This window comes from Corynebacterium sp. LK31 (genome assembly GCF_014335015.1).
GTDB classification, from domain to species: domain Bacteria; phylum Actinomycetota; class Actinomycetes; order Mycobacteriales; family Mycobacteriaceae; genus Corynebacterium; species Corynebacterium jeikeium_D.
Genome location: NZ_PDGW01000006.1, coordinates 68,156 through 87,357 on the forward strand (window position 1 = coordinate 68,156; position 19,202 = coordinate 87,357).

Consider the following 19,202-nt stretch of genomic DNA (forward strand, 5'->3'; position numbering starts at 1 on the left):
CATCGGGTATGAAATTGCACAACCGGCAGGCATTCGGACTTGTCATCACTGAAAAGATTGGTTATCAACGCGTCGGATAAACCAAAGCTCTGGCAGTGATGCTTACCGTTGCGGGACAGTTCCGGACTTGCACCGGGATTCCCCTGCATAACTCGAAGGCCTTATGCGCGCTAGGCTCAAAACACACCTTGCGCGGAAAACGTGCGATATGCAGCACTTTCCTTAATGAACACCTTCGAGGCGGCTGTGGATGTGAAGTATATCGCAATATACAAATATCTCATTCACTTAGCCCCCTCCCCGAGCCTTTGCTTTGATGCTCTCCTGCTGGGACCAAAGTGATTAAGCTCGTAGTCATAAAAGCTATTTATTCTACCTCTTTTCAAGGAGTGACCTCGAGTGACACAGGCTTCCGGACCTTCCCTGAGGGGCGCCAAGATTCCGTTCGATGGCCCGGTCCAGTCAGGCGTTGAACAGCCCGGCCAAGCACATCTCCGCCTCGTCGCATTCGATTTGAAGGACGGCGTCGACGCAGCAGATCTGAAGGCACTGTTCTCCTCGCTTACCGACGTTGCCCGCCGCCTCACCCAAGGCCAGGACATCGAGGGGTATCTGGAACCGGAAATGGTTGCAGCCACTGCAAACCTGACCATTACCGCAGGTTTCGGTGAGCGCATCTTCGATGTGCTCGGCAAGCCAGAGCGCAAGCCGGCTGGTCTGCACGATATCCCGTCATTCCAGCATGACATGCTCCGCCCTGAGTGGGGCCAGTCTGACTTCGCTCTGCAGTTGTGTGGTGATGACCTCGTCACCGTTTCGGCCGCGTCCCGTCTACTGGAAAAGAAGGCGGCTCCGTGGGCTCGCGTGAAGTGGTTCCAGAAGGGCTTTTCCTACGCCTGGGGTTCGCAGCCTCACGGCGCTACCCCACGCAACCCGCTGGGCCAGCTCGACGGCACCGTCAACCCGTCCACTCCGGAGGAATGGTCCGAACAGGTGTGGATTGACTCCAAGGACAAGGCGATTAACAACTCCTGCGTGATGGTTGTTCGCCGTATTGCGCTCGACTTGAACAGTTGGGATGAGCTCAGCACCGACGAACGTTCCATCGTTATCGGTCGTGACTTCCACACCGGCGCTCCTCTTTCCGGCGGCAATGACGAGTTCGATGAAGAGGACATGGACGCCGTCGATGACCAGGGCGAGTATCTCATCCACCGCCAGTCTCACTTGGCGCTTTCCCGTGAGCAGGATGGTCAGCCTGACGACGCCCTGCGTCGCCGCGCCTATGCCTACGAAGACCAGCCCGGTGAGCCGGCCTTCCCGTTCGAAGGACCGAACGTTGGCCTGGTCTGGGTTGCATTCCAGAAGAACCCGGACAACCAGTTCAGCGCAATCCAGGCCCGTTTGGATCGCGGCGATTTGCTCAATGAGTGGAACCGTCACATCGGCTCCGCTGTGTATTGGATCGCCCCTGGCACTACCCCTGATTCTTACTGGGGACAGGAGTTGATTGAGGGGTAGCGGCTGCAAGCTGGCGGCGAAAAACTGACTTGGCGGGCTAAGGCCTGACGGACTAAAAGCTGACGGGCTGCAAATGTGAAACTGACCTAGTTTATGACACTTTCGGGCCAATTTTCTGGCCGTTTTTGACATAAACTCAGTCACTAACTTGCACTGGCCCGCCGTCGTCAGCCGTAAGGGCATCGCCCCGCCGCCGCCAGCCATAAGAAAACGCCCGCCGAGTGCCTGAGCACTCCTACGGGCGTTTCTTCTAGACAAGAACTTTGTCAGTCACGGACCACCGAGCTAGTCACCAATCTGGTCACGGCCACGCTTAACAATCTTCGGATCCGGAGTACCGACCAGCTCGTGGTCCTTCTCCGTGTACTCAAACTTGCTCAGCACATAACGCATCGCGTTGATGCGGGCACGCTTCTTGTCGTTGGACTTAATGGTAATCCACGGGGACTCATCGGTATCCGTGTAACGGAACTGCTCTTCCTTCGCGCGGGTGTAGTCACCCCAACGGTCCAGCGATGCGAGGTCCATCGGAGAGAGCTTCCACTGACGTACCGGGTCGACCTGGCGAATAGCGAAGCGAGTGCGCTGCTCCTTCTGGGTCACCGAGAACCACAGCTTGGTCAGCGAAATACCGGAGCCCAGAATCATGTTCTCCAGCATCGGAACCTCACGCAGGAACTCTGCATGCTGAGACTCAGTACAGAAACCCATCACGCGCTCAACGCCCGAACGGTTGTACCAAGAACGGTCGAAGAAGACGATTTCGCCAGCGCACGGAAAATGCTCAATATAGCGCTGGAAGTACCACGAGGTGGACTCACGCGGCGACGGCTTTTCCAGAGCCACAGTTCGAGCACCACGCGGATTCAGGTGCTCGTTAAAGCGCTTAATGGTACCGCCCTTACCAGCGGCGTCACGGCCTTCGAAGAGGATGATGTGCTTCTGACCAGTTTCCTTGGTCCAGTTCTGCCACTTCAGAAGCTCAATCTGCAGCTTCCTCTTAATAGACTCGTATTCCTTGCGCGTCATGCGCTCCTCGTACGGGTAGCCATCGCGCCAGGTATCAACCCGCTCACCGTCTGGAGTGACCAGTACCGGATCGTCCTCATCAGAATCATCGACGACGTAACCTTCGGTCTTCGCCAAATCGACGATGTGGAATTCCTCTTCATTCTTGTCAGCCATACCCCTTATCCTACTGAATTTCTCTACCACACGTCCCCCATGCGGGTGCCCTTACCTGCAATTTCCCAGCAGTTAACGTTCCGTCTTACCGAAATTGAGGGGGTGGGACTGCACGCAGCGACCGTCGATAAGCACTGCGCGTACAATAAATGCCATGTTGTTATCCGAGGCTCTTGCCGCACGATCCGAAGTTTCCGACCGGCTGGCTGAGATTAATCGCCGTCTCGCGCTGGTGGCGCAGGTGCAGGAAGGCGATACGCCTGATGAAGATCCGCAAGCGCTTATTGCCGAAGCCGAGCGTCTGATGGCGCGCTTCGAATGGCTGGTGCGCTCGATTAACGCAACGAATTCCGCTACTGCCTTCGAGGACGGAACGCTTAGCGACGCACTTGCGAAGCGCGACCACCTGCTAACACGGCGGCGGTTCTACACCTCCGCAGCCGATCAGGGCTCGGGTCGGCGGGATCGATACTCAGCTTCGGAGATTCGCTATGTCGCCACTGTGGATATCCGGTCGCTGCGCCAGAAAGCCGACAAGGCGGCGAAGGAATACCGGGACTTGGATACCCGTATTCAGCAGGCGAACTGGTCAACCGAGCTTATCGAGGCCGCGAATAAGCCGGCCGAATAGCAAAGTGGCAGGGTTCGGTAGCGAGACCAGAAGAATTTCACACTTTGATAAGTCGGTAGTTGCATCCAGATTGTCGGCGAGCGCGACGGCCTGTCCCTGGCCTTAAAGGGACTCCAAGGATCTCACCTCTGTACTGAGGCAGCAGGATTAATAACAGACAGTCCTCGGCATTGCGTACATGGGTACAGATCATCGGTTATTTTTCACTACCAAGCGCTGAGGCATCTGATGCGACGAGGGTGGGTTCGGGGACTTAAACTTTCTCAAGTTACAGAGCAAAATCGCCGCTGAGGGACACCCCTCAGCGGCGATTTTTAAGGCTAACTCAAGCAGTTGGGACCTCTTTTAGAAGCCCATGCCGCCCATCTCGTCGCCACCCGGCATTGCCGGCATAGCCGGTTCCGGCTTGTCAGCGACAACAGCCTCGGTGGTCAGGAACAGAGCCGCAATGGAAGCAGCGTTCTGCAGTGCGGAGCGGGTAACCTTCACCGGATCGTTGATGCCAGCTTCCATCAGGTCGATGTACTCGCCGGTAGCAGCGTTCAGACCCTCGCCCTGCGGCAGGGAAGCAACCTTCTCGGTGACGACGCCGGCCTCAAGGCCAGCGTTCAGAGCAATCTGGCGCAGCGGAGCTGCGAGAGCCGCACGCACGATGCGGACACCGGTTGCCTCGTCGCCGGTCAGACCCAGCTCGTCGTCAAGCACGTGCGAAACCTGCAGCAGTGCGGAACCGCCACCAGCGACGATGCCCTCCTCCACAGCAGCCTTTGCGTTGCGGACGGCATCCTCGATGCGGTGCTTGCGCTCCTTGAGCTCGACCTCAGTTGCGGCGCCAGCCTTGATAACTGCAACACCGCCGGCGAGCTTAGCCAGACGCTCCTGCAGCTTCTCCTTGTCGTAGTCGGAGTCGGAGTTCTCGATCTCAGCGCGGATCTGGTTGACACGGCCCTCGATAGCGGACTGCTCGCCAGCGCCCTCGACGATGGTGGTCTCGTCCTTGGTGACGACGACCTTGCGAGCGCGACCCAGCAGCGGCAGGTCAGCGGTCTCGAGCGACAGTCCGACCTCCTCAGAGATGACCTGGCCATCGGTCAGGATAGCCATGTCCTGCAGCATTGCCTTACGGCGGTCGCCGAAGCCCGGAGCCTTCACAGCGACAGACTTGAAGGTGCCGCGGATCTTGTTGACGACCAGGGTGGACAGAGCCTCACCCTCGACGTCCTCAGCAATAATCAGCAGCGGCTTGCCGGACTGCATGACCTTCTCCAGCAGCGGCAGCAGGTCCTTGATGTTGGAGATCTTGCCGGAAACCAGGAGGATGTACGGATCCTCCAGAACGGCCTCCTGGCGCTCCATGTCGGTGGCGAAGTAACCGGAGATGTAGCCCTTGTCGAAGCGCATACCCTCGGTCAGCTCCAGGTCGAGACCAAAGGTGTTGGCCTCTTCCACGGTAATGACGCCTTCCTTGCCGACCTTGTCCATAGCGGTGGCAATCAGCTCACCGATAGCCGGGTCAGCAGCGGAGATACCAGCGGTAGCAGCAATCTGCTCCTTGGTCTCGATGTCCTTAGCGGACTCCAGCAGCTTCTCGGTAACAGCCGCGACAGCCTTCTCGATGCCGCGCTTGATGCCCATCGGGTTGGAGCCAGCAGCAACGTTGCGCAGACCCTCGGAAACCAGAGCCTGAGCCAGAACGGTAGCGGTAGTAGTACCGTCACCAGCGACGTCGTCGGTCTTCTTGGCAACTTCCTTGACCAGCTCAGCGCCGATCTTCTCGTAAGGATCCTCAAGTTCGATTTCACGTGCAATGGAGACACCGTCATTGGTGATTAGCGGTGCGCCCCACTTGCGCTCGAGGACTACGTTGCGACCCTTCGGGCCCAGCGTAACCTTGACAGCGTCTGCCAGGGTATTCAGACCCGTTTCGAGACCGCGGCGGGCCTCCTCGTCAAATGCAATCATCTTAGCCATGAGGTTTGAAGAATCCTCCGTCTATTTATGTGGCACTTACATTGGAAGTTGACCCAGGCGCCCGCGACGGCATGTGATTCGAGGGAAGCGCCGCCCTCTCCATCACCGGAGTCAACACTGTACTTTTTAACGACTTTTCAACACTTGTTTCAGCACACGCATACACAAGGTGTGAAGTTGTTTTTATTAGCACTCAATTAGAGCAAGTGCTAATTCACTTTTCTAGCACTCAACCCCATCGAGTGCAAGGTTAAGCATTGTCACTCCTGGCGTCACTCCTTATGCCACTTCCAACGCCATCATGGTTGTGCGCCTACACTGTCGCACATGAGCATTATTAATAAGGAACTCACGGAGACCCTGCGAGACCACATCTCCAGCCAACGCGAGACCATCCGCACCCAGCTGACCGAGCTGGTGGCCTTCCCCTCCGTACACGGCACCGAAGAAACCAAGCAGGCCTGCATTGACGCAGTTAAGGCGGTTACCGACATGTACGCAGAGCTGGGCATCGAACTGGAGGCGCACCACACCGTCGACGGCTCGATTGCACTGTCGGGTTTCGTCCCCGGGTCGTCGGAAAGCGCGAAGACCGTACTGCTCTACTCCCATTACGACGTTCAGCCGGCGGGCGACGAATCCGCCTGGACCGCAGATCCATGGACGCTCGACGAGCGCGACGGTCGCTGGTACGGCCGTGGCACCGCCGACTGCAAGGGCAACGTGGTCATGCACCTAGCTGCGCTGCGCGCGCTGCGTGACGACGCGCTTGCGGGCCGCGTCGACATGCCAAACATCAAGCTCATCGTGGAAGGCTCCGAGGAGCGCGGATCGGCGGGCCTGAACAACCTCATCGCCACGCAGCCGGAGCTTTTCGACGCCGACGTCATCCTCATTGCGGATGTCGGCAATGCCGAGGTTGGCCAGCCGACACTCGTGACCACCCTGCGCGGCACCGCCGATGTGGAAGTTCGCGTCGATGCGCTGGAGCAGCCGGTGCACTCGGGCATGTTCGGCGGCGCAGCTCCGGATGCACTGGCGGCGTTGATTCGTATGCTCGACAGCCTGCGCGATGAAAATGGCTTTACCTCTATTGACGGCCTGGACTGCTCGCAGCGCTGGGAGGGGCTGGACTACGCGCCAGAGACTTTCCGCGCCGACGCAGGTGTACTCGACGGCGTGGACCTAATTAGCAACGAGGACGCTTCCGTCTCTGACCTGACCTGGGCTCGCCCGTCTGTGATTGTGACCGGAATCGACTGCCCACCAGCGACCAATGCTGTCAACGCAATTTCATCGACTGCTATGGCGCACATCAACTTCCGCATCCCAAGCGGCGTCGACCCGGCCGAAGCACAGGAGGCACTGGAGAATCACCTGCGCGCGCATGCTCCGTGGGGCGTGAAGGTGACGGTCGAGCGCGACGAGCTAGCGAACCCATTCCGGGCCAATGTTGAGGGCAAGGTTGTGCAGCTGGTTGCCGACAGCCTGTCGGCCGCCTACGGCAAGGAGACGGCAAGCATGGGCGAGGGAGCCTCGATTCCGCTGTGCGCCACTTTGCTGGAGGCCGTACCAGGTGCTGACATCGCACTCTACGGTGTGGAAGAGCCACAGGCCCGCATTCACTCGGCTGATGAATCGGTCGACCCGAACGAGATTCGCGACATCGCTATTGGCGAGGCGGTTTTCCTGGCCTCTGTCAACGGAATTTAACGGGGACAGCAAAGAATCCACCAAAGATATTGATTGAATGACTTGTGTCACATCTTTTACCTGTAGTAAGGTTCCACCCATGCAGCAGAACATTCTTATTCGAGTAGCGAAGGCTACGAACCCCGGTGGAGGCCGACAGGACTGACCCCTCCACACGGGGTCTCTGGCCGCAACTTCTCAAAGCACTTGGTTGGTCCGCCACTCACAGCAAAAGCAACTAAGCAAAGGACCAGAAAAGAATGTTTCCCACTCGCACCCAGAAGAACATGTCCACTTCGACGACGTTCACGGGCAAGCGCCCTTCGTTGGAGCACCAGGACGACGGCAATGTGCGAACTTATTCCGACGATCCATTTAGGGCTCGATTCGGACATCGCCTGCCTCGAGGCTTAAGGCAAGAAGCTCGTGGCATGAACTGGCAGAAGTTCAAGGACACCTACTCCCCCACGAGCGGCCCGGTTCAGATCAAGAATTTCGAGGCAACCCGCGGCACCCTGGGGCGCTGGAATTTCAACGCTGACTTAACACTGACCGACAAGGACGACCACACCCACACCTTCACCCAGGAGATTACCGCTATGGGGCCGGTGTCGGCTTGCACTAATCTGCTGGCTGATGCAGGTTACCGCGTGGAAATCGTGGAATTCCACCAGTTCGAAATCTTCGAAGCTACCGCTACCTTTGTCTATGCAGGTCACAACAATGACCATGTGTGGACCATGGGCTTCGGCCAGACTCCGGAGGCTTCCGTGCTCTCCGCTTTGGTCTGCGCTGCTAACCGCCTGCATGGGTAGGACGCGGATGCTGCTCGTTTAGTAAACGGGGGGTGTCCCTATGTTTTTGTCAAGTGCCAGACCGATGTTGACGAGCACAGTCTTGGGAGTAGTTTCTTAGGCGTGCCTAGGAGCCGGCCAGCGTGTGCTGGTCGGCTTCGTCTTTGGGGCTTTATGCGGCGACGGGGCGTGGCGGGATTTCGCGGAAGAACTCCTTGTTTTTCAGCATCGCGTAGATGACATTGCATCGGCGTCGTGCCAGGCAGATGACTGCTGCGTTGTGGCGTTTTCCTTCAGCGCGTTTGCGTTCGTAATACCGCCGTGACGGTTCGTGGCTGCGGATAACTGCGAATGCGGAGTAGAACAAGGCGTTTTTCAGTCGTTTATTGCCTGACCGTGCCGGGAATTCACCTCTGATCGACGAACCGGATCGTCTAGTCACGGGTGCTATTCCAGCATAAGCAGCTAAGTGGCCAGCACTAGCGAAGTCGGAGCCATCACCGATCGCAAGAAGGATCTGCGCTGCGGTCTTGATGCCGACTCCGGGCATACTCATCAAGACCTCACAAAGAGGGAAATCAGCGAGCATCTCTTCAACCTGCTCAGCAATGGTGTTTCGTTGCTCTTTGAGGGCCTGGATGTTTGCAGCCAGTTGAGGAATTACTAACTCGGCGGCATCGCTTCCAGGCACGGTGACTGTTTGAGCTTTCAGCGCTGTAAAAATGTCGTCTACCAGCGGGGTGGGGTCTTTACGTGTGCGCTTGATCATCCAGTTCAACACTCGTTGGTATCCGGCTCTTTTTAGCCCCTGCGGTCCCTTGTAATGGATCAATAATTCCAGGATCGGCGTGCGAGTCAGGGTGCTACCAGCAAAAACTCGTTCCAGGCTGGGGTAGATCTGGGTGAGGACACTGCGAAGCCGATTGACAGTGCGAGTGCAATCGCGGGCGATGTCATCATCGAAGCCGGACAGCATCTTTAGGGCGGAGAGTACCTCATCATTGCGGTCGACGGCACGTAGCGTGTGGGGCATTGTGCGGGCGGTGTCGGCGATGATGAATGCGTCGCGTTTGTCTGTTTTTGCACGTCCCGGATAGAGATCTGCAGCTTTGCGCATCGCAAGACCTGGCAGGTATCCGACTTCGCAACCGCAGTCCCGGGCTACAGCAATCGGTAGTGCGCCGATGGTGTTGGGTTGGTCGACGATCACGAGCACGGTGCCAAGCTTCTGAAGCTGGTGAAAAACGCCTGCTAGTTCGGATTCGAGTTGAGGCAACGGTTTGTCGAAGACCTTGTTGCCATCACGGTCTAAGGCGCAGGCGTGGTGTTCAGATTTGCCGACGTCTAACCCAAGGAATATGTCGATGGAATGCTCCGGAGACATGATGAGCTCCTAGAAAACGAGATGGGTATGGCGTTGTTCCAGTCGCTGGTGTCATGACCTTCGTTGCAAGCACCCACGTTACAAAGAGACCTAGTTTAAAACTGGCCGTGTCCCTATCAGCTGTCATCGAAAGTCCTGGCACCCGGCGGCAACACCCCCCCGGATTATGGAAACTACAGGGCAGGTAAGCCATACCGGGACCAGCGACTATCCCCATTATCGGGGACACTCACAAGGTAACGGGAATGCGACCGGGGAAGCCCAACGCATGTGGGCCTCGAGCATTCGCGTTTTAGCGCTTCAGCCCCGCGATCATGGTCTTCAAGTTGCTGCGCAGGAAATCCTCGTAGGTTCCCGCGACCGTGCCCGGCTTGCCGAGCTCATCGGAGTGCAGTGGCTCGTCGAAGATCGGAATCCCGGCCTCCTTCGAGACGGTCTTCATGGGGCGCGTATCCACGTTCGACTCCACGAACAGGTGCTTCGGGCGCTTGTCCTTCAGCTGGCGCACGAGGTGTCCGATCTGCGCGGGGGAGCCGTTTTCATCCGTGTCGATCTGCCAGATATACAGCTGCTCCATGCCGTAGGTGTCGACCATGTATTGGAAGGCATGTTCACTGGCCACGAGCACACGATCCTCCTTCGGCAGCGCACCGATCTGCTCGCGGTAGTCGGCGTCGATGCTCTCCAGCATGGCCTTGTACTCCGCCCCCTTCTCCTCGATGTGCTCGGCACGCTCGGGCAGGGCCTCGGCCAGCGCCGCGGTCACGTTCTCGGCCATCGCGATGCCGACGGTCGGGTCCAGGAAGGCGTGCGGGTTGATCTCCTGATTGCCCTTTTCGTCCTTGAGGTACTTCGGTTCCACGCCCTTGGTGGCCTCGACCATCTGGGAATCGTCCAGGCCCGCGGTGTTTTTCAGTTTCGCGAGCCAGCCGTGCTCACCGCCCTCGAGGTTCAGCCCGTTGTAGAACAGCAGGTCGGCGTCGCTCGTCGCATCCAGGTCCGCGGGCAGGGGGTCGTAGTCGTGCGGGTCCGTGCCGGTCGGCACGAGGTTATGGACGTCCACCGCCTCGCCGCCGATCTCCTCCACCAGGTCCGCCAGCAGCGTGAAGGTGGTGACGACGTTCAGCTGCTCACCGTCTGCCTTCTCCTCCGTCGAGAAGGTCACGGCCCCGAACACGAGGGCACCGCCCACCAGGAGGGCCAACAGCGCGGCCAGTGGCTTATTGCCCAGCGAGCGAGCAATCAGTCCCTTGCCTGGCGCGAAGAGGAAAGCCAGCAGGAACAGCGCGCTGGCGGTCAGCACGATCGTCACGCCGGAGGACACGTTGTAGCTATAGCTCAGGAACAGCCCCACTACGGAGCTGAGCGCCGAGATCGCCACTGAAAGCCCGATCATCACTCCCAGCCGGTTCGTCAGCAGGTACGCCGCCGACGCCGGAGTGATCAGCAGGGAGACCACCAGGATCACGCCCACCGTCTGCAGGGAAATGACCGTCACCAGCGTGAGCACCACCATCAGCCCGTAGTGGATTGCCCGCACGGGCACGCCAGCCGACTGCGCCATGACGGGGTCGAAGGTGCTGAGCTTGAGCTCCTTGTAAAAGACCAGCGTGAGAATCAGCACGGCAGCGGCAATACCGATCGAGAGGTTGCGGTCGGCGTCCTGAACGGTCAGGACGTTGCCGAAGAGGATCTCCGTCAGATCCGTCGCCGTCTGCGCTTTCGCCATGAGCAGCACGCCGATCGCGAAGAAGGTGGAAAAGACGATGCCGATCGCCGAATCGTTCTTCACAGTGGAGCGTTCGCTGATCAGCCCGATCGCCAGTGTGGCGAGTAGACCCGCGACCACCGCCCCGAGGAAGAGGTTCGTGCCGAGCAGGTAGGAGGCCGCGACCCCCGGTAGTACGGCGTGCGAGATGGCGTCGCCGATCAGGGCCATGCCGCGCAGCACGATGAAGCTGCCGACGATGCCGCAGGCCACGCCCACGATCACCGAGGTGATCAGCGCTTTTTGCAGGTAGCCGTGGCTGAGTAGTGAGTCGAGGAACTCCGCGATCATGCTGTCTCCTCCTGGAGGGCTGCCTGCCGTGGCGTGGGGTGGGCTGGTGCTGACGGCTCGCGGATGACGAGCGCGCCGAAGGCCTTCTGCAGCACGTCGGGGACGAAGACCTCCTCGGTGGGACCCGCCGCGACGAGCTCGCCGTTGAGGACGATGAGGTCGTTGTAGTAGCCGCGCACCGTGTTCATGTCGTGGTGCACGACGACGACGTGCTTGCCCGCGTCCGCCATCTGCCGCAGCAGGGTCACGATCGTCTTCTCGCTGGGGACGTCGATGCCGACGAAGGGCTCGTCCAGGAAGATGTACTCCGCGTCCTGGACGATGGCGCGGGCAAAGAGGACGCGCTGGAACTGTCCGCCCGAGAGTTCGCTGATGTGGCGGTGGCGAAAGTCCCACATGTCGACGTCCTTGAGAGCCTGGGTGGCTGCTTCGCGTTCGGCCTTGCCGGGGCGGTGGAAAAGACCCAGGCGCGGGTAAGTGCCCATCAGGACGGTGTCGAAGACGCTGGTGGGGAAGTTGCGGTCGAGGTCAGAGCGCTGCTCGATATAAGCGATTGCGCGGCGCTGCTCGGCGGGGGCCTTGCCGTCGAGGGTGACGGGGTAGCCGGCGGGGGCGCCGGTGGGGCCTGTGCCGTGGACGTTGTGTTTGTCCAGGATCTGGAGCATCGCCTTCATGAGGGTGGATTTGCCTGAGCCGTTGGGGCCGATGATGCCGTGCATGCCGGGGGAGTCGAGGGTGAAGCTGATGTTCCGAATCGCGGTGTTCGCGCCGTAGCTCACGCTCAAGTTCTGGACGCTAATACTCATGGCAGCCAAGAATAGTGGTCAGTTCAATGAATCACCAAGTTCAATGTATTGACCTTTGGGGTGGGGTGGTGTTGGGGGCAGTAATGGCACTGATTTGGGGCTTGAGCAGTCAGCCGCTCAAGCCCCAAAAAATGCCCAACTTCCGCCCCCCCACAACTCACCCCCAAATTTTCACTTTCCCAGAAACAATTGACCGTTTTCACACACTCGGTTAACACCGCTTCAAATGCTTAAGTCCCTAAAACGGGGTTGCATGAACTGGCGTGTTCCAATCATTATGGAATAGTGACTTCTCTCCTGTGCATCCTGTTCGTTACGGCAGCGCTTGCACCATGGACGATTAAGTGGCTCGGAACCCGCGGGTTCCTCGTACTCAGCCTCCCGCTGGCAGGCGGTGCCATCTACACCGGCACCCATCTCGTTCGCTTAGCTCTAGACAATGGCAACGGGGAAACTTCCGCACTCACGCAACCCGCCGTCACGCATTTTTCGTGGATGCCCATTATCCACTTGGATGTAAACCTGCGATTAGGTCCTATTGAATCGCTCTTCGGCACGCTGGTTTTGACCATCGGCTTTCTCGTACTGGTGTACTGCTCCGGTTACTTCATCAACCCGCCACTCGGCAAACGTCGCCGCGTAGGTTCCTTCGCAGCCCAAATGATCGCCTTCGCTGCGGCGATGTACGGCCTGGTCATCAGCGACAGCATCATGCTGATGTTCGTCTTCTGGGAAATTACCTCGGTTCTGTCCTTCCTCCTGGTGGGCTACTACGCCGAGCGCGCCTCCTCCCGTCGCGCAGCAGGCCAGGCGCTCCTGGTCACGACGCTGGGTGGCCTCATCATGCTGGTCGGTATCGTTCTGATGGGAGTGACCACCGGTTTCTGGAACTTCTCCGAACTCACCGCGCCTGGCGCTCTGACAGCGGCACAGCTGGACTCCACGGCAGTATCCACGGCCGCAATCCTGCTGGTCGTTGGTGCGCTGTCGAAGTCCGCTATCGCGCCCTTCCACTTCTGGCTACCCGGTGCAATGGCCGCCCCTACCCCGGTTTCTTCCTTCCTGCATTCGGCAGCGATGGTCAAAGCCGGTGTGTTCCTGGTTGCCCGGCTCGCGCCGACCTTCAATGACACCAACGCGTGGCAGCCAATCATCATCCCGCTCGGCCTCTTGACCATGATCATGGCCGGCTGGATGGCCCTGCGCCAGAAGGATCTCAAGCTGATTATGGCGTATGGCACTGTCAGCCAGTTGGGATTCATCATCACAGTCGCGTCGATAGGCACGCGTGCGACGATGCTGGCAGCCCTGGCACTGACGCTCGGCCATGCCATGTTCAAGGCCGCGCTGTTTATGGTCGCGGGCACAATTGACAGGCTGACTGGTACGCGCGATATCCGTGAGCTCTCTGGGCTCGGTAGAAAGTCGCCGCAGTTGCTGGTGATTTCGATTCTCGCCGCTGCATCGATGATGGGTGTGCCGCCGTTCTTCGGCTTCGTCGCCAAGGAAGCTGCGCTGGAGGCCACGCTCAATGCTGATCCGCTGCATGGGATGCCGTCGGTGTTTACCACCATTGGCCTCGTCGTGGGTTCGATTCTGACCGTAGCGTACTCGCTGTACCTGCTGCGCGCCGCGTTTGCGACCAAGTCCAGCACCCACGCCAGCGGCGGTGGCACTTCCCCTGCCGTGGCAGAGATGGATTCCCCGACGTGGGATCAGATTGGCCCGGCTTGGCTGTTGGCGCTGGCAGGTTTGGTTTTCGGCCTGGTTCCCCGCGTCCTCGACTCGATTATCTCGCCCTACCTCACCAGCGCATTCCCGAATACGGAAGCAGAAACGCACCTGGCGCTCTGGCACGGATTCACCCTTCCGCTGGCACTGACGGCCACAATTCTACTCGTGGGTGCCATCATGCATTGGCAGCGTAATCTGGTGCGTCAGCTGCAGTTTGATCAGCCGGCTCTCGGTAGTGCCGATGCGCTTTACGACGGAATCCTGGACTTGGCCCGCCGTCTTTCTCTCCGTGTCACTGCTGCGACCCAGCGTGGTTCCCTCCCGTTGAATGAAGCGGTCATTTTGCTGACCCTCATCGTGCTGTCCATCGGTGCGTTGTTGCTCGGCGAGCGCGATGAGCTGCGAATGGAACTGTGGGACTCTGCTCCGCAGGGTGCAGTTGCGCTCATCATGATTATCGCGGCGCTGGCCGCTACCCGGCAGAAGAACAGGCTTTCCGGGGTCATCCTGGTAGGCGTGACAGGCTACGGCTTGGCCATTATTTTCGCCATGTACGGCGCTCCTGACTTGGCCCTGACGCAGCTGCTGGTCGAGACGGTCTCAATGATTATTTTCGTGTTGGTGTTGCGTACGCTCTCCCCGCGGGCACCGGCATCGAACCCGAGGTGGACACGACACCGTGCTTGGTTGGCCATTGCAGTCGGTGTCACGGTTCCCGTGTTGGCCGCCTACGCCATGGGCTCCCGTCGTACTGAGCCAATCTCGGGCGACATTCCGCCGCTGGCGCACGATATTGGACACGGCCAGAATGCAGTCAACGTACTGCTTGTCGACATCCGCGCCTGGGACACCTTCGGTGAAATCACCGTGCTGGTGATGGTGGCTCTGGGGATTACCTCACTGGTCTTCCGCACGCATACCATGCATATGCGTTCAAAGATTAAGCCGCAGCGGAATCGAGCTCGCCGCACCAACCGTTGGTTGAACACTCTCGATGAGTCCGGTGAAGCCGAGCGGTTGCGCTACCCGATCATGGTGCTGGTGGCATCGCGCGTGCTCTTCCCCGCCATGATGGTGGTTTCCTTCTATCTCTTTTTTGCCGGCCATAACGATGTCGGCGGTGGCTTCGCCGGTGGTCTCGTGGCTGCGCTGGCACTGACCATGCGTTATCTCATCGGTGGTCGTCGTGAGTTGGCGGCAACTCTGCCGATTCCTAACGAGATGCTTCTCGGCGGCGGTTTGCTGGTGTCGGCACTCAGCGCGTTGTGGCCACTGTTTGTGGGGTGGGCACCGCTAACTTCTACGTATGGCTCGCGGGAAATTCCGCTGCTCGGAGATGTCACTGTTGTCTCCCCGATGCTCTTTGACCTGGGCGTATACATGATCGTGGTTAGCACGATTGTCTACATCCTCCGCAGTTTGGGCGGTGGCATCGACGCTCAGATAAACCTTCGCGCTGAGCGTGATCGTTCACGTCGTGTGAATCGAGCCGCACTCGGCCAGTCCCGCCAGCTGCGCAGCAAGTTGGCGGCGGCTAAGCCCGCAGGTGTTAAGTCCGCAGGCGCTAATCCCGCAAGCGTTAAACCTGCCGGCACTAAACCCGCAGACTCTGCCAACACAGCCACCTCAGAGGCTTCAGAACCGACAGCCCCAGCTAGGACCGAAGGAAAGGACACACACCCGTGATTCTCAATTTTGTTCTGCTAGCAACTGTCGGCACGCTGATTGCTACAGGGGTGTACCTGTTCCTCGATCGTTCGTTGACCAGGATGCTCATGGGACTGTTGCTGATGGGCAACGGTATCAACCTGCTCATCCTGCTTGGCTCTGGTTCGCCGGGACGGCCACCAATTTGGGATAGGGAATCGCTGGTCAGCGATGCTCAGGCAGACTCACTGCCCCAGGCCTTTATCCTCACCGCAATTGTTATTTCCATGGGCATGACCGCATTCCTGTTGGCTCTGCTCTATCGCCAGCACCGCTACCGCATCGGCGATCACGTGCAAGATGACCACGAGGACCGCAGCCTGGCAATGCGTCGGGCCAGCGACCCATCAGCTGCTCCGGACCACGACAAGTCCGACGATCCCACCACCGGTCGTCCCACAGAGGCCGGCGATAGCTTCGGTCCGGCCAGTTTCGAAAAGCCCGTGACCCCGCCATCAAACTCCCCAGGAGGTGACGACGATGACGACTGAGCAAATAATTCTGGCACTAATTCCGCTGCCTATCATCGTCCCCGCCGCCACCGCCGCAATTGCTCTGCTGCTGGCACGTTTTCCCAAAGCACAGCAGGCGATCGCGCTAATCTCGCTCGGCAGCCTGCTGGGAGTCGCCAGCGCCTTGGTGTATCTCATCTACGCGCACGGCGTCCACACGGTCCAGGTGGGCGGCTGGGACGCACCAATCGGCATCACGCTCGTAGCCGACAACCTCGCAGTGTTGATGATCACCGTCTCTCAGCTGGTCCTCTTTGCCGTGATGTGGTTCGGCATCGGCCAGGGTATTAGCGATGGTGACGAAGATGAGCCGATCTCCGTCTTCGTTCCGACGTACATGCTGCTCAACATGGGCGTCTCCATGGCCTTCCTGGCCGGCGATCTGTTCAACATGTACGTCGGCTTCGAGGTTCTGCTCGTAGCCTCCTACGTGTTGCTCACGCTGGGGGCATCGTCGTCACGCATTCGCGCAGGCGTGTCGTATGTGATGGTCAACATGTTGTCCTCGATGGTGTTCCTGCTGGCGATTGGCCTGGTTTATCAAGCGGTCGGCACGGTGAACTTCGCACACATTTCCCTGCGCATGGAGGACATCCCCGATGGCACCCGCACCGCGATCTTCGCAGTGCTGCTCGTCGCCTTCGCAGTGAAGGCGGCGGTGTTCCCGCTGTCGGCGTGGTTGCCAGACTCCTACCCCACCGCACCGTCGATGGTTACCGCGGTCTTCGCGGGGCTGCTGACGAAGGTGGGTGTCTACGCGATCATCCGCACGCGCAGTGTCGTTTTCCCAGACGGCAGGCTTGACGACGTCCTGATGTGGGCTGGCCTAGCGACAATGCTCATGGGCATTCTCGGTGCCATGGCCCAAAATGACATTAAACGTCTCTTGTCTTTTACGCTGGTATCCCACATCGGATACATGATCTTCGGTATTGCCGTCGGCAATACGCTGGGACTCGGCGGCGCGATTTTCTACATCGTCCACCACATTCTGGTGCAGACGGCATTGTTCCTGGTGGTCGGGCTTATCGAGCGCCAGGCGGGCTCGTCCTCCCTGCGCAGCCTCGGTAGCCTGGCCAAGACGTCGCCGCTGCTGGCGTTGCTATACCTCGTGCCCGCGCTCAACCTCGGTGGTATCCCACCGTTCTCAGGCTTCCTGGGCAAGGTCATGCTCATCGAGGCCGGCGCACAGAACGGATCCGCCACCGCATGGATTCTGGTTGCGGGATCTATCATCACCAGCCTGCTGACCCTCTACACCATGATTCTCGTCTGGTCGAAGGCCTTCTGGCGCGACCGTTCCGACGCCCCCGAGGGCGACACTGTGCTTGCGCAGCCAGCCGCGCTCCGGGAAAGGACTCAGATGGTTGCTATCGCAGAGCGTGACGACGTCGGCAAGATGCCACTCGGCATGGTGATGCCGACGGCTCTGCTGGTGATTGCTTCTGTGGGGGTTACCGTTCTGGCCGGGCCACTGTCCAATGTGGCTACCGAAGCGGCAAGCAACGTCGCGAATGTTGATGAGTACCGCGCAGCGGTCCTCGGTATCGACTCGGCCGATGACAAGGGCCTGGAGCAGCTGGAAAACCCAGGCCGCACCAAGAGCCCATGGAAGTCGGATTCGGCGACCGAACGTGCCACCAGCACGCTGGAAGGAGCAGGTGAAAGCTGATGAGTAAAACGCGCGCCAAGGTGGCTGCAAAGCGACCACCACGTATTTCAATCCTGCTCTTTTTATTCACAGTGATTATTTGGGTCATGCTGTGGGGCGAGGTGACATTTGCCAATGTGCTCTCGGGAATCCTGGTAGCCACGTTGCTGAACCTCGCCATGCCTATCCCGCCAAACAGCGCGCTGGATATCAACTTCGGTGGCATGGTGCGACTGTTCGGTTCTTGGACAATCGACTTTGTGAAGGCCTCTATCAGTGTCGCCTGGCTGGCCATCCGACGAGATGATCCGCCACCGACTGCCATTATCAAGGTCCCCATGCGGACCAATGACGATATTTCGCTCACGACTGCAATGGCACTAATTAATCTGCAGCCGGGCGGCATCATCGTGGACATCGATAAGCGAAAAAAGACGCTGACCATGCATCTTCTCGACGCTTCGTCGACAGGCAAGGTAGCTGAACAAATCAACCAGTTGACCCGAATCGAGCGACGGGTGATTCGCGCGTTTGAGAACCGCGATGTACATGAGCAACCGACTAAGCCAGGCTCTGGCGAAGAGCAGCCGAGCAGTGCGAAAAGCGGCGAGCAAGGCGAAACGAGCAGCGAAAAAGGGGAGAAAGGAGTAGCCGATGAACCCGGAAGTTTTTAACATTCTGCTCGGAGTGGCTGCCGCAGGCTATTTCATTGCGGTGATGATTACCCTCGGGCACATGATCGCAGGACCAAACTCGCTGGACCGCCTGGTGGCGCTGGAGTCCATGACTGCAATGTTGCAGGGCATGCTCGCTGCGTTCATGGCATGGAGTTTGGACACTTCGGTGGTCTACCCAATGCTCATCATTGCGCTGCTCGGTTTCCTGTCTTCGCTGGCAGTCGCCAAGTTCCGTGTCCCAGACGAAGGAAAGAAACCCGCGAAGAGCGCTCGGAAGGGCACGGGGAAAGCTGCAAGCAAGGTCGCCACAAAGAAAACCGCACAGAAAGCAGCGCCTAAGGCAACGCCAACAGCAGCTCCGACAACCATAAAGGGAGAGCCCAAATGATTCTCGTGGCAGGCATTATCGCCATCGCACTCATTATCACCGGAATGCTACTGTGCGTTGCAGCGTCCGTGGGATTAATACGCTTCCGCGACACCATCAGTCGCATGCATGCATCCTCCAAGCCACAAACGCTGGGGCTAATTCTGACGCTGTCGGGTTCGCTTTTGCACGTCGCCACGCACGCGTCAGCTCACACAACTACTAGTAGTGACTTGGCTCTGTTGACCCTGATTATCCTGTTTGCTCTGGGTACATCGCCAATTGTTAGTAACCGCGTTGGCCACGAGGCGTTCAAAGAGAGGCTCGTCGACGAGGACAGCCTCGCCCGCGATGACAGCCGGGAATAACGAGAGGACACTCCCCGTCAAGATTGGACCCCGACCTGGAGCGGAACCGGGTTCGACCGGGGCCGCCCAGGGGGGGCGCCTTTCTTCAGTTAGTGGCTAGGTTTATGCACCCCAAAAGTGCTATAGGCCTAGTCACTAATTTT

General features: G+C 59.0%; 15 protein-coding genes and 1 riboswitch. Of the genes, 10 read left to right on the forward strand and 5 right to left on the reverse strand.

What is annotated here, in order from left to right; all coding sequences use genetic code 11:
- Nucleotides 1-6: 6 nt before the first annotated feature.
- A riboswitch (cobalamin riboswitch) is annotated at nucleotides 7-190 on the reverse strand.
- A gap of 209 nt (nucleotides 191-399) precedes the next feature.
- Nucleotides 400-1,521, forward strand: a complete 1,122-nt coding sequence (locus tag CRD18_RS00725; protein ID WP_070767237.1) for a Dyp-type peroxidase — start codon at nucleotides 400-402, stop codon at nucleotides 1,519-1,521.
- A 285-nt stretch (nucleotides 1,522-1,806) separates the two neighbouring features.
- Here CRD18_RS00725 and ppk2 read toward each other — a convergent pair whose 3' ends face one another.
- On the reverse strand, nucleotides 1,807-2,706 hold the full coding sequence (gene ppk2 / locus CRD18_RS00730; RefSeq protein WP_005510168.1) for a polyphosphate kinase 2: 900 nt from the start codon (nucleotides 2,704-2,706) through the stop codon (nucleotides 1,807-1,809).
- Between the two features lie 154 nt (nucleotides 2,707-2,860).
- Here ppk2 and CRD18_RS00735 point away from each other — a divergent pair, with 154 nt between their 5' ends.
- Entirely contained in the window at nucleotides 2,861-3,337 is a 477-nt protein-coding gene (locus tag CRD18_RS00735; protein ID WP_049190643.1) for a DIP1984 family protein, read from the forward strand.
- A gap of 345 nt (nucleotides 3,338-3,682) precedes the next feature.
- On the opposite strand, the gene groL is transcribed toward CRD18_RS00735, so the two are convergent.
- Nucleotides 3,683-5,308, reverse strand: a complete 1,626-nt coding sequence (gene groL, locus CRD18_RS00740; protein WP_016421501.1) for a chaperonin GroEL — start codon at nucleotides 5,306-5,308, stop codon at nucleotides 3,683-3,685.
- A 327-nt stretch (nucleotides 5,309-5,635) separates the two neighbouring features.
- Between groL and CRD18_RS00745 the strand changes: the two genes are divergently transcribed.
- The gene (locus tag CRD18_RS00745) at nucleotides 5,636-7,021 is read left to right on the forward strand and encodes a dipeptidase (RefSeq protein ID WP_070429048.1); all 1,386 of its coding nucleotides are present in this window, start codon (nucleotides 5,636-5,638) and stop codon (nucleotides 7,019-7,021) included.
- Between the two features lie 239 nt (nucleotides 7,022-7,260).
- Nucleotides 7,261-7,815, forward strand: coding sequence for a hypothetical protein (locus CRD18_RS00750; protein WP_048731724.1), 555 nt, complete (start codon nucleotides 7,261-7,263; stop codon nucleotides 7,813-7,815).
- A gap of 151 nt (nucleotides 7,816-7,966) precedes the next feature.
- On the opposite strand, the gene CRD18_RS00755 is transcribed toward CRD18_RS00750, so the two are convergent.
- The 3 genes from CRD18_RS00755 to CRD18_RS00765 form a co-directional block, all read right to left on the reverse strand.
- A complete protein-coding gene (locus CRD18_RS00755; protein ID WP_011273191.1) occupies nucleotides 7,967-9,178 on the reverse strand; it encodes an IS110 family transposase in 1,212 nt (403 codons plus the stop codon).
- 292 nt (nucleotides 9,179-9,470) lie between these two features.
- Nucleotides 9,471-11,237, reverse strand: coding sequence for a metal ABC transporter solute-binding protein, Zn/Mn family (locus CRD18_RS00760; RefSeq protein WP_222865187.1), 1,767 nt, complete (start codon nucleotides 11,235-11,237; stop codon nucleotides 9,471-9,473).
- Nucleotides 11,234-12,043, reverse strand: a complete 810-nt coding sequence (locus tag CRD18_RS00765; protein ID WP_035006260.1) for a metal ABC transporter ATP-binding protein — start codon at nucleotides 12,041-12,043, stop codon at nucleotides 11,234-11,236. The genes CRD18_RS00760 and CRD18_RS00765 overlap by 4 nt, the downstream gene beginning before the upstream one ends.
- A 282-nt stretch (nucleotides 12,044-12,325) precedes the next feature.
- Between CRD18_RS00765 and CRD18_RS00770 the strand changes: the two genes are divergently transcribed.
- From CRD18_RS00770 to CRD18_RS00795, 6 genes are read left to right on the forward strand one after another with little or no spacing between them, the layout of a single operon-like run.
- Entirely contained in the window at nucleotides 12,326-15,463 is a 3,138-nt protein-coding gene (locus CRD18_RS00770) for a Na+/H+ antiporter subunit A (RefSeq protein ID WP_049193803.1), read from the forward strand.
- On the forward strand, nucleotides 15,460-15,975 hold the full coding sequence (locus tag CRD18_RS00775) for a Na(+)/H(+) antiporter subunit C (protein ID WP_048760372.1): 516 nt from the start codon (nucleotides 15,460-15,462) through the stop codon (nucleotides 15,973-15,975). Before CRD18_RS00770 ends, CRD18_RS00775 begins: the two co-directional genes overlap by 4 nt.
- Nucleotides 15,965-17,668: a Na+/H+ antiporter subunit D gene (locus CRD18_RS00780; protein ID WP_049193797.1), complete on the forward strand. Its 1,704-nt coding sequence runs from the start codon at nucleotides 15,965-15,967 to the stop codon at nucleotides 17,666-17,668. The genes CRD18_RS00775 and CRD18_RS00780 overlap by 11 nt, the downstream gene beginning before the upstream one ends.
- Nucleotides 17,668-18,321, forward strand: a complete 654-nt coding sequence (locus CRD18_RS00785) for a Na+/H+ antiporter subunit E (RefSeq protein WP_070601049.1) — start codon at nucleotides 17,668-17,670, stop codon at nucleotides 18,319-18,321. The genes CRD18_RS00780 and CRD18_RS00785 overlap by 1 nt, the downstream gene beginning before the upstream one ends.
- Nucleotides 18,302-18,712: a monovalent cation/H+ antiporter complex subunit F gene (locus tag CRD18_RS00790; protein WP_070601047.1), complete on the forward strand. Its 411-nt coding sequence runs from the start codon at nucleotides 18,302-18,304 to the stop codon at nucleotides 18,710-18,712. Before CRD18_RS00785 ends, CRD18_RS00790 begins: the two co-directional genes overlap by 20 nt.
- Nucleotides 18,709-19,059, forward strand: a complete 351-nt coding sequence (locus CRD18_RS00795) for a monovalent cation/H(+) antiporter subunit G (protein ID WP_187404492.1) — start codon at nucleotides 18,709-18,711, stop codon at nucleotides 19,057-19,059. Before CRD18_RS00790 ends, CRD18_RS00795 begins: the two co-directional genes overlap by 4 nt.
- Nucleotides 19,060-19,202: the final 143 nt, after the last annotated feature.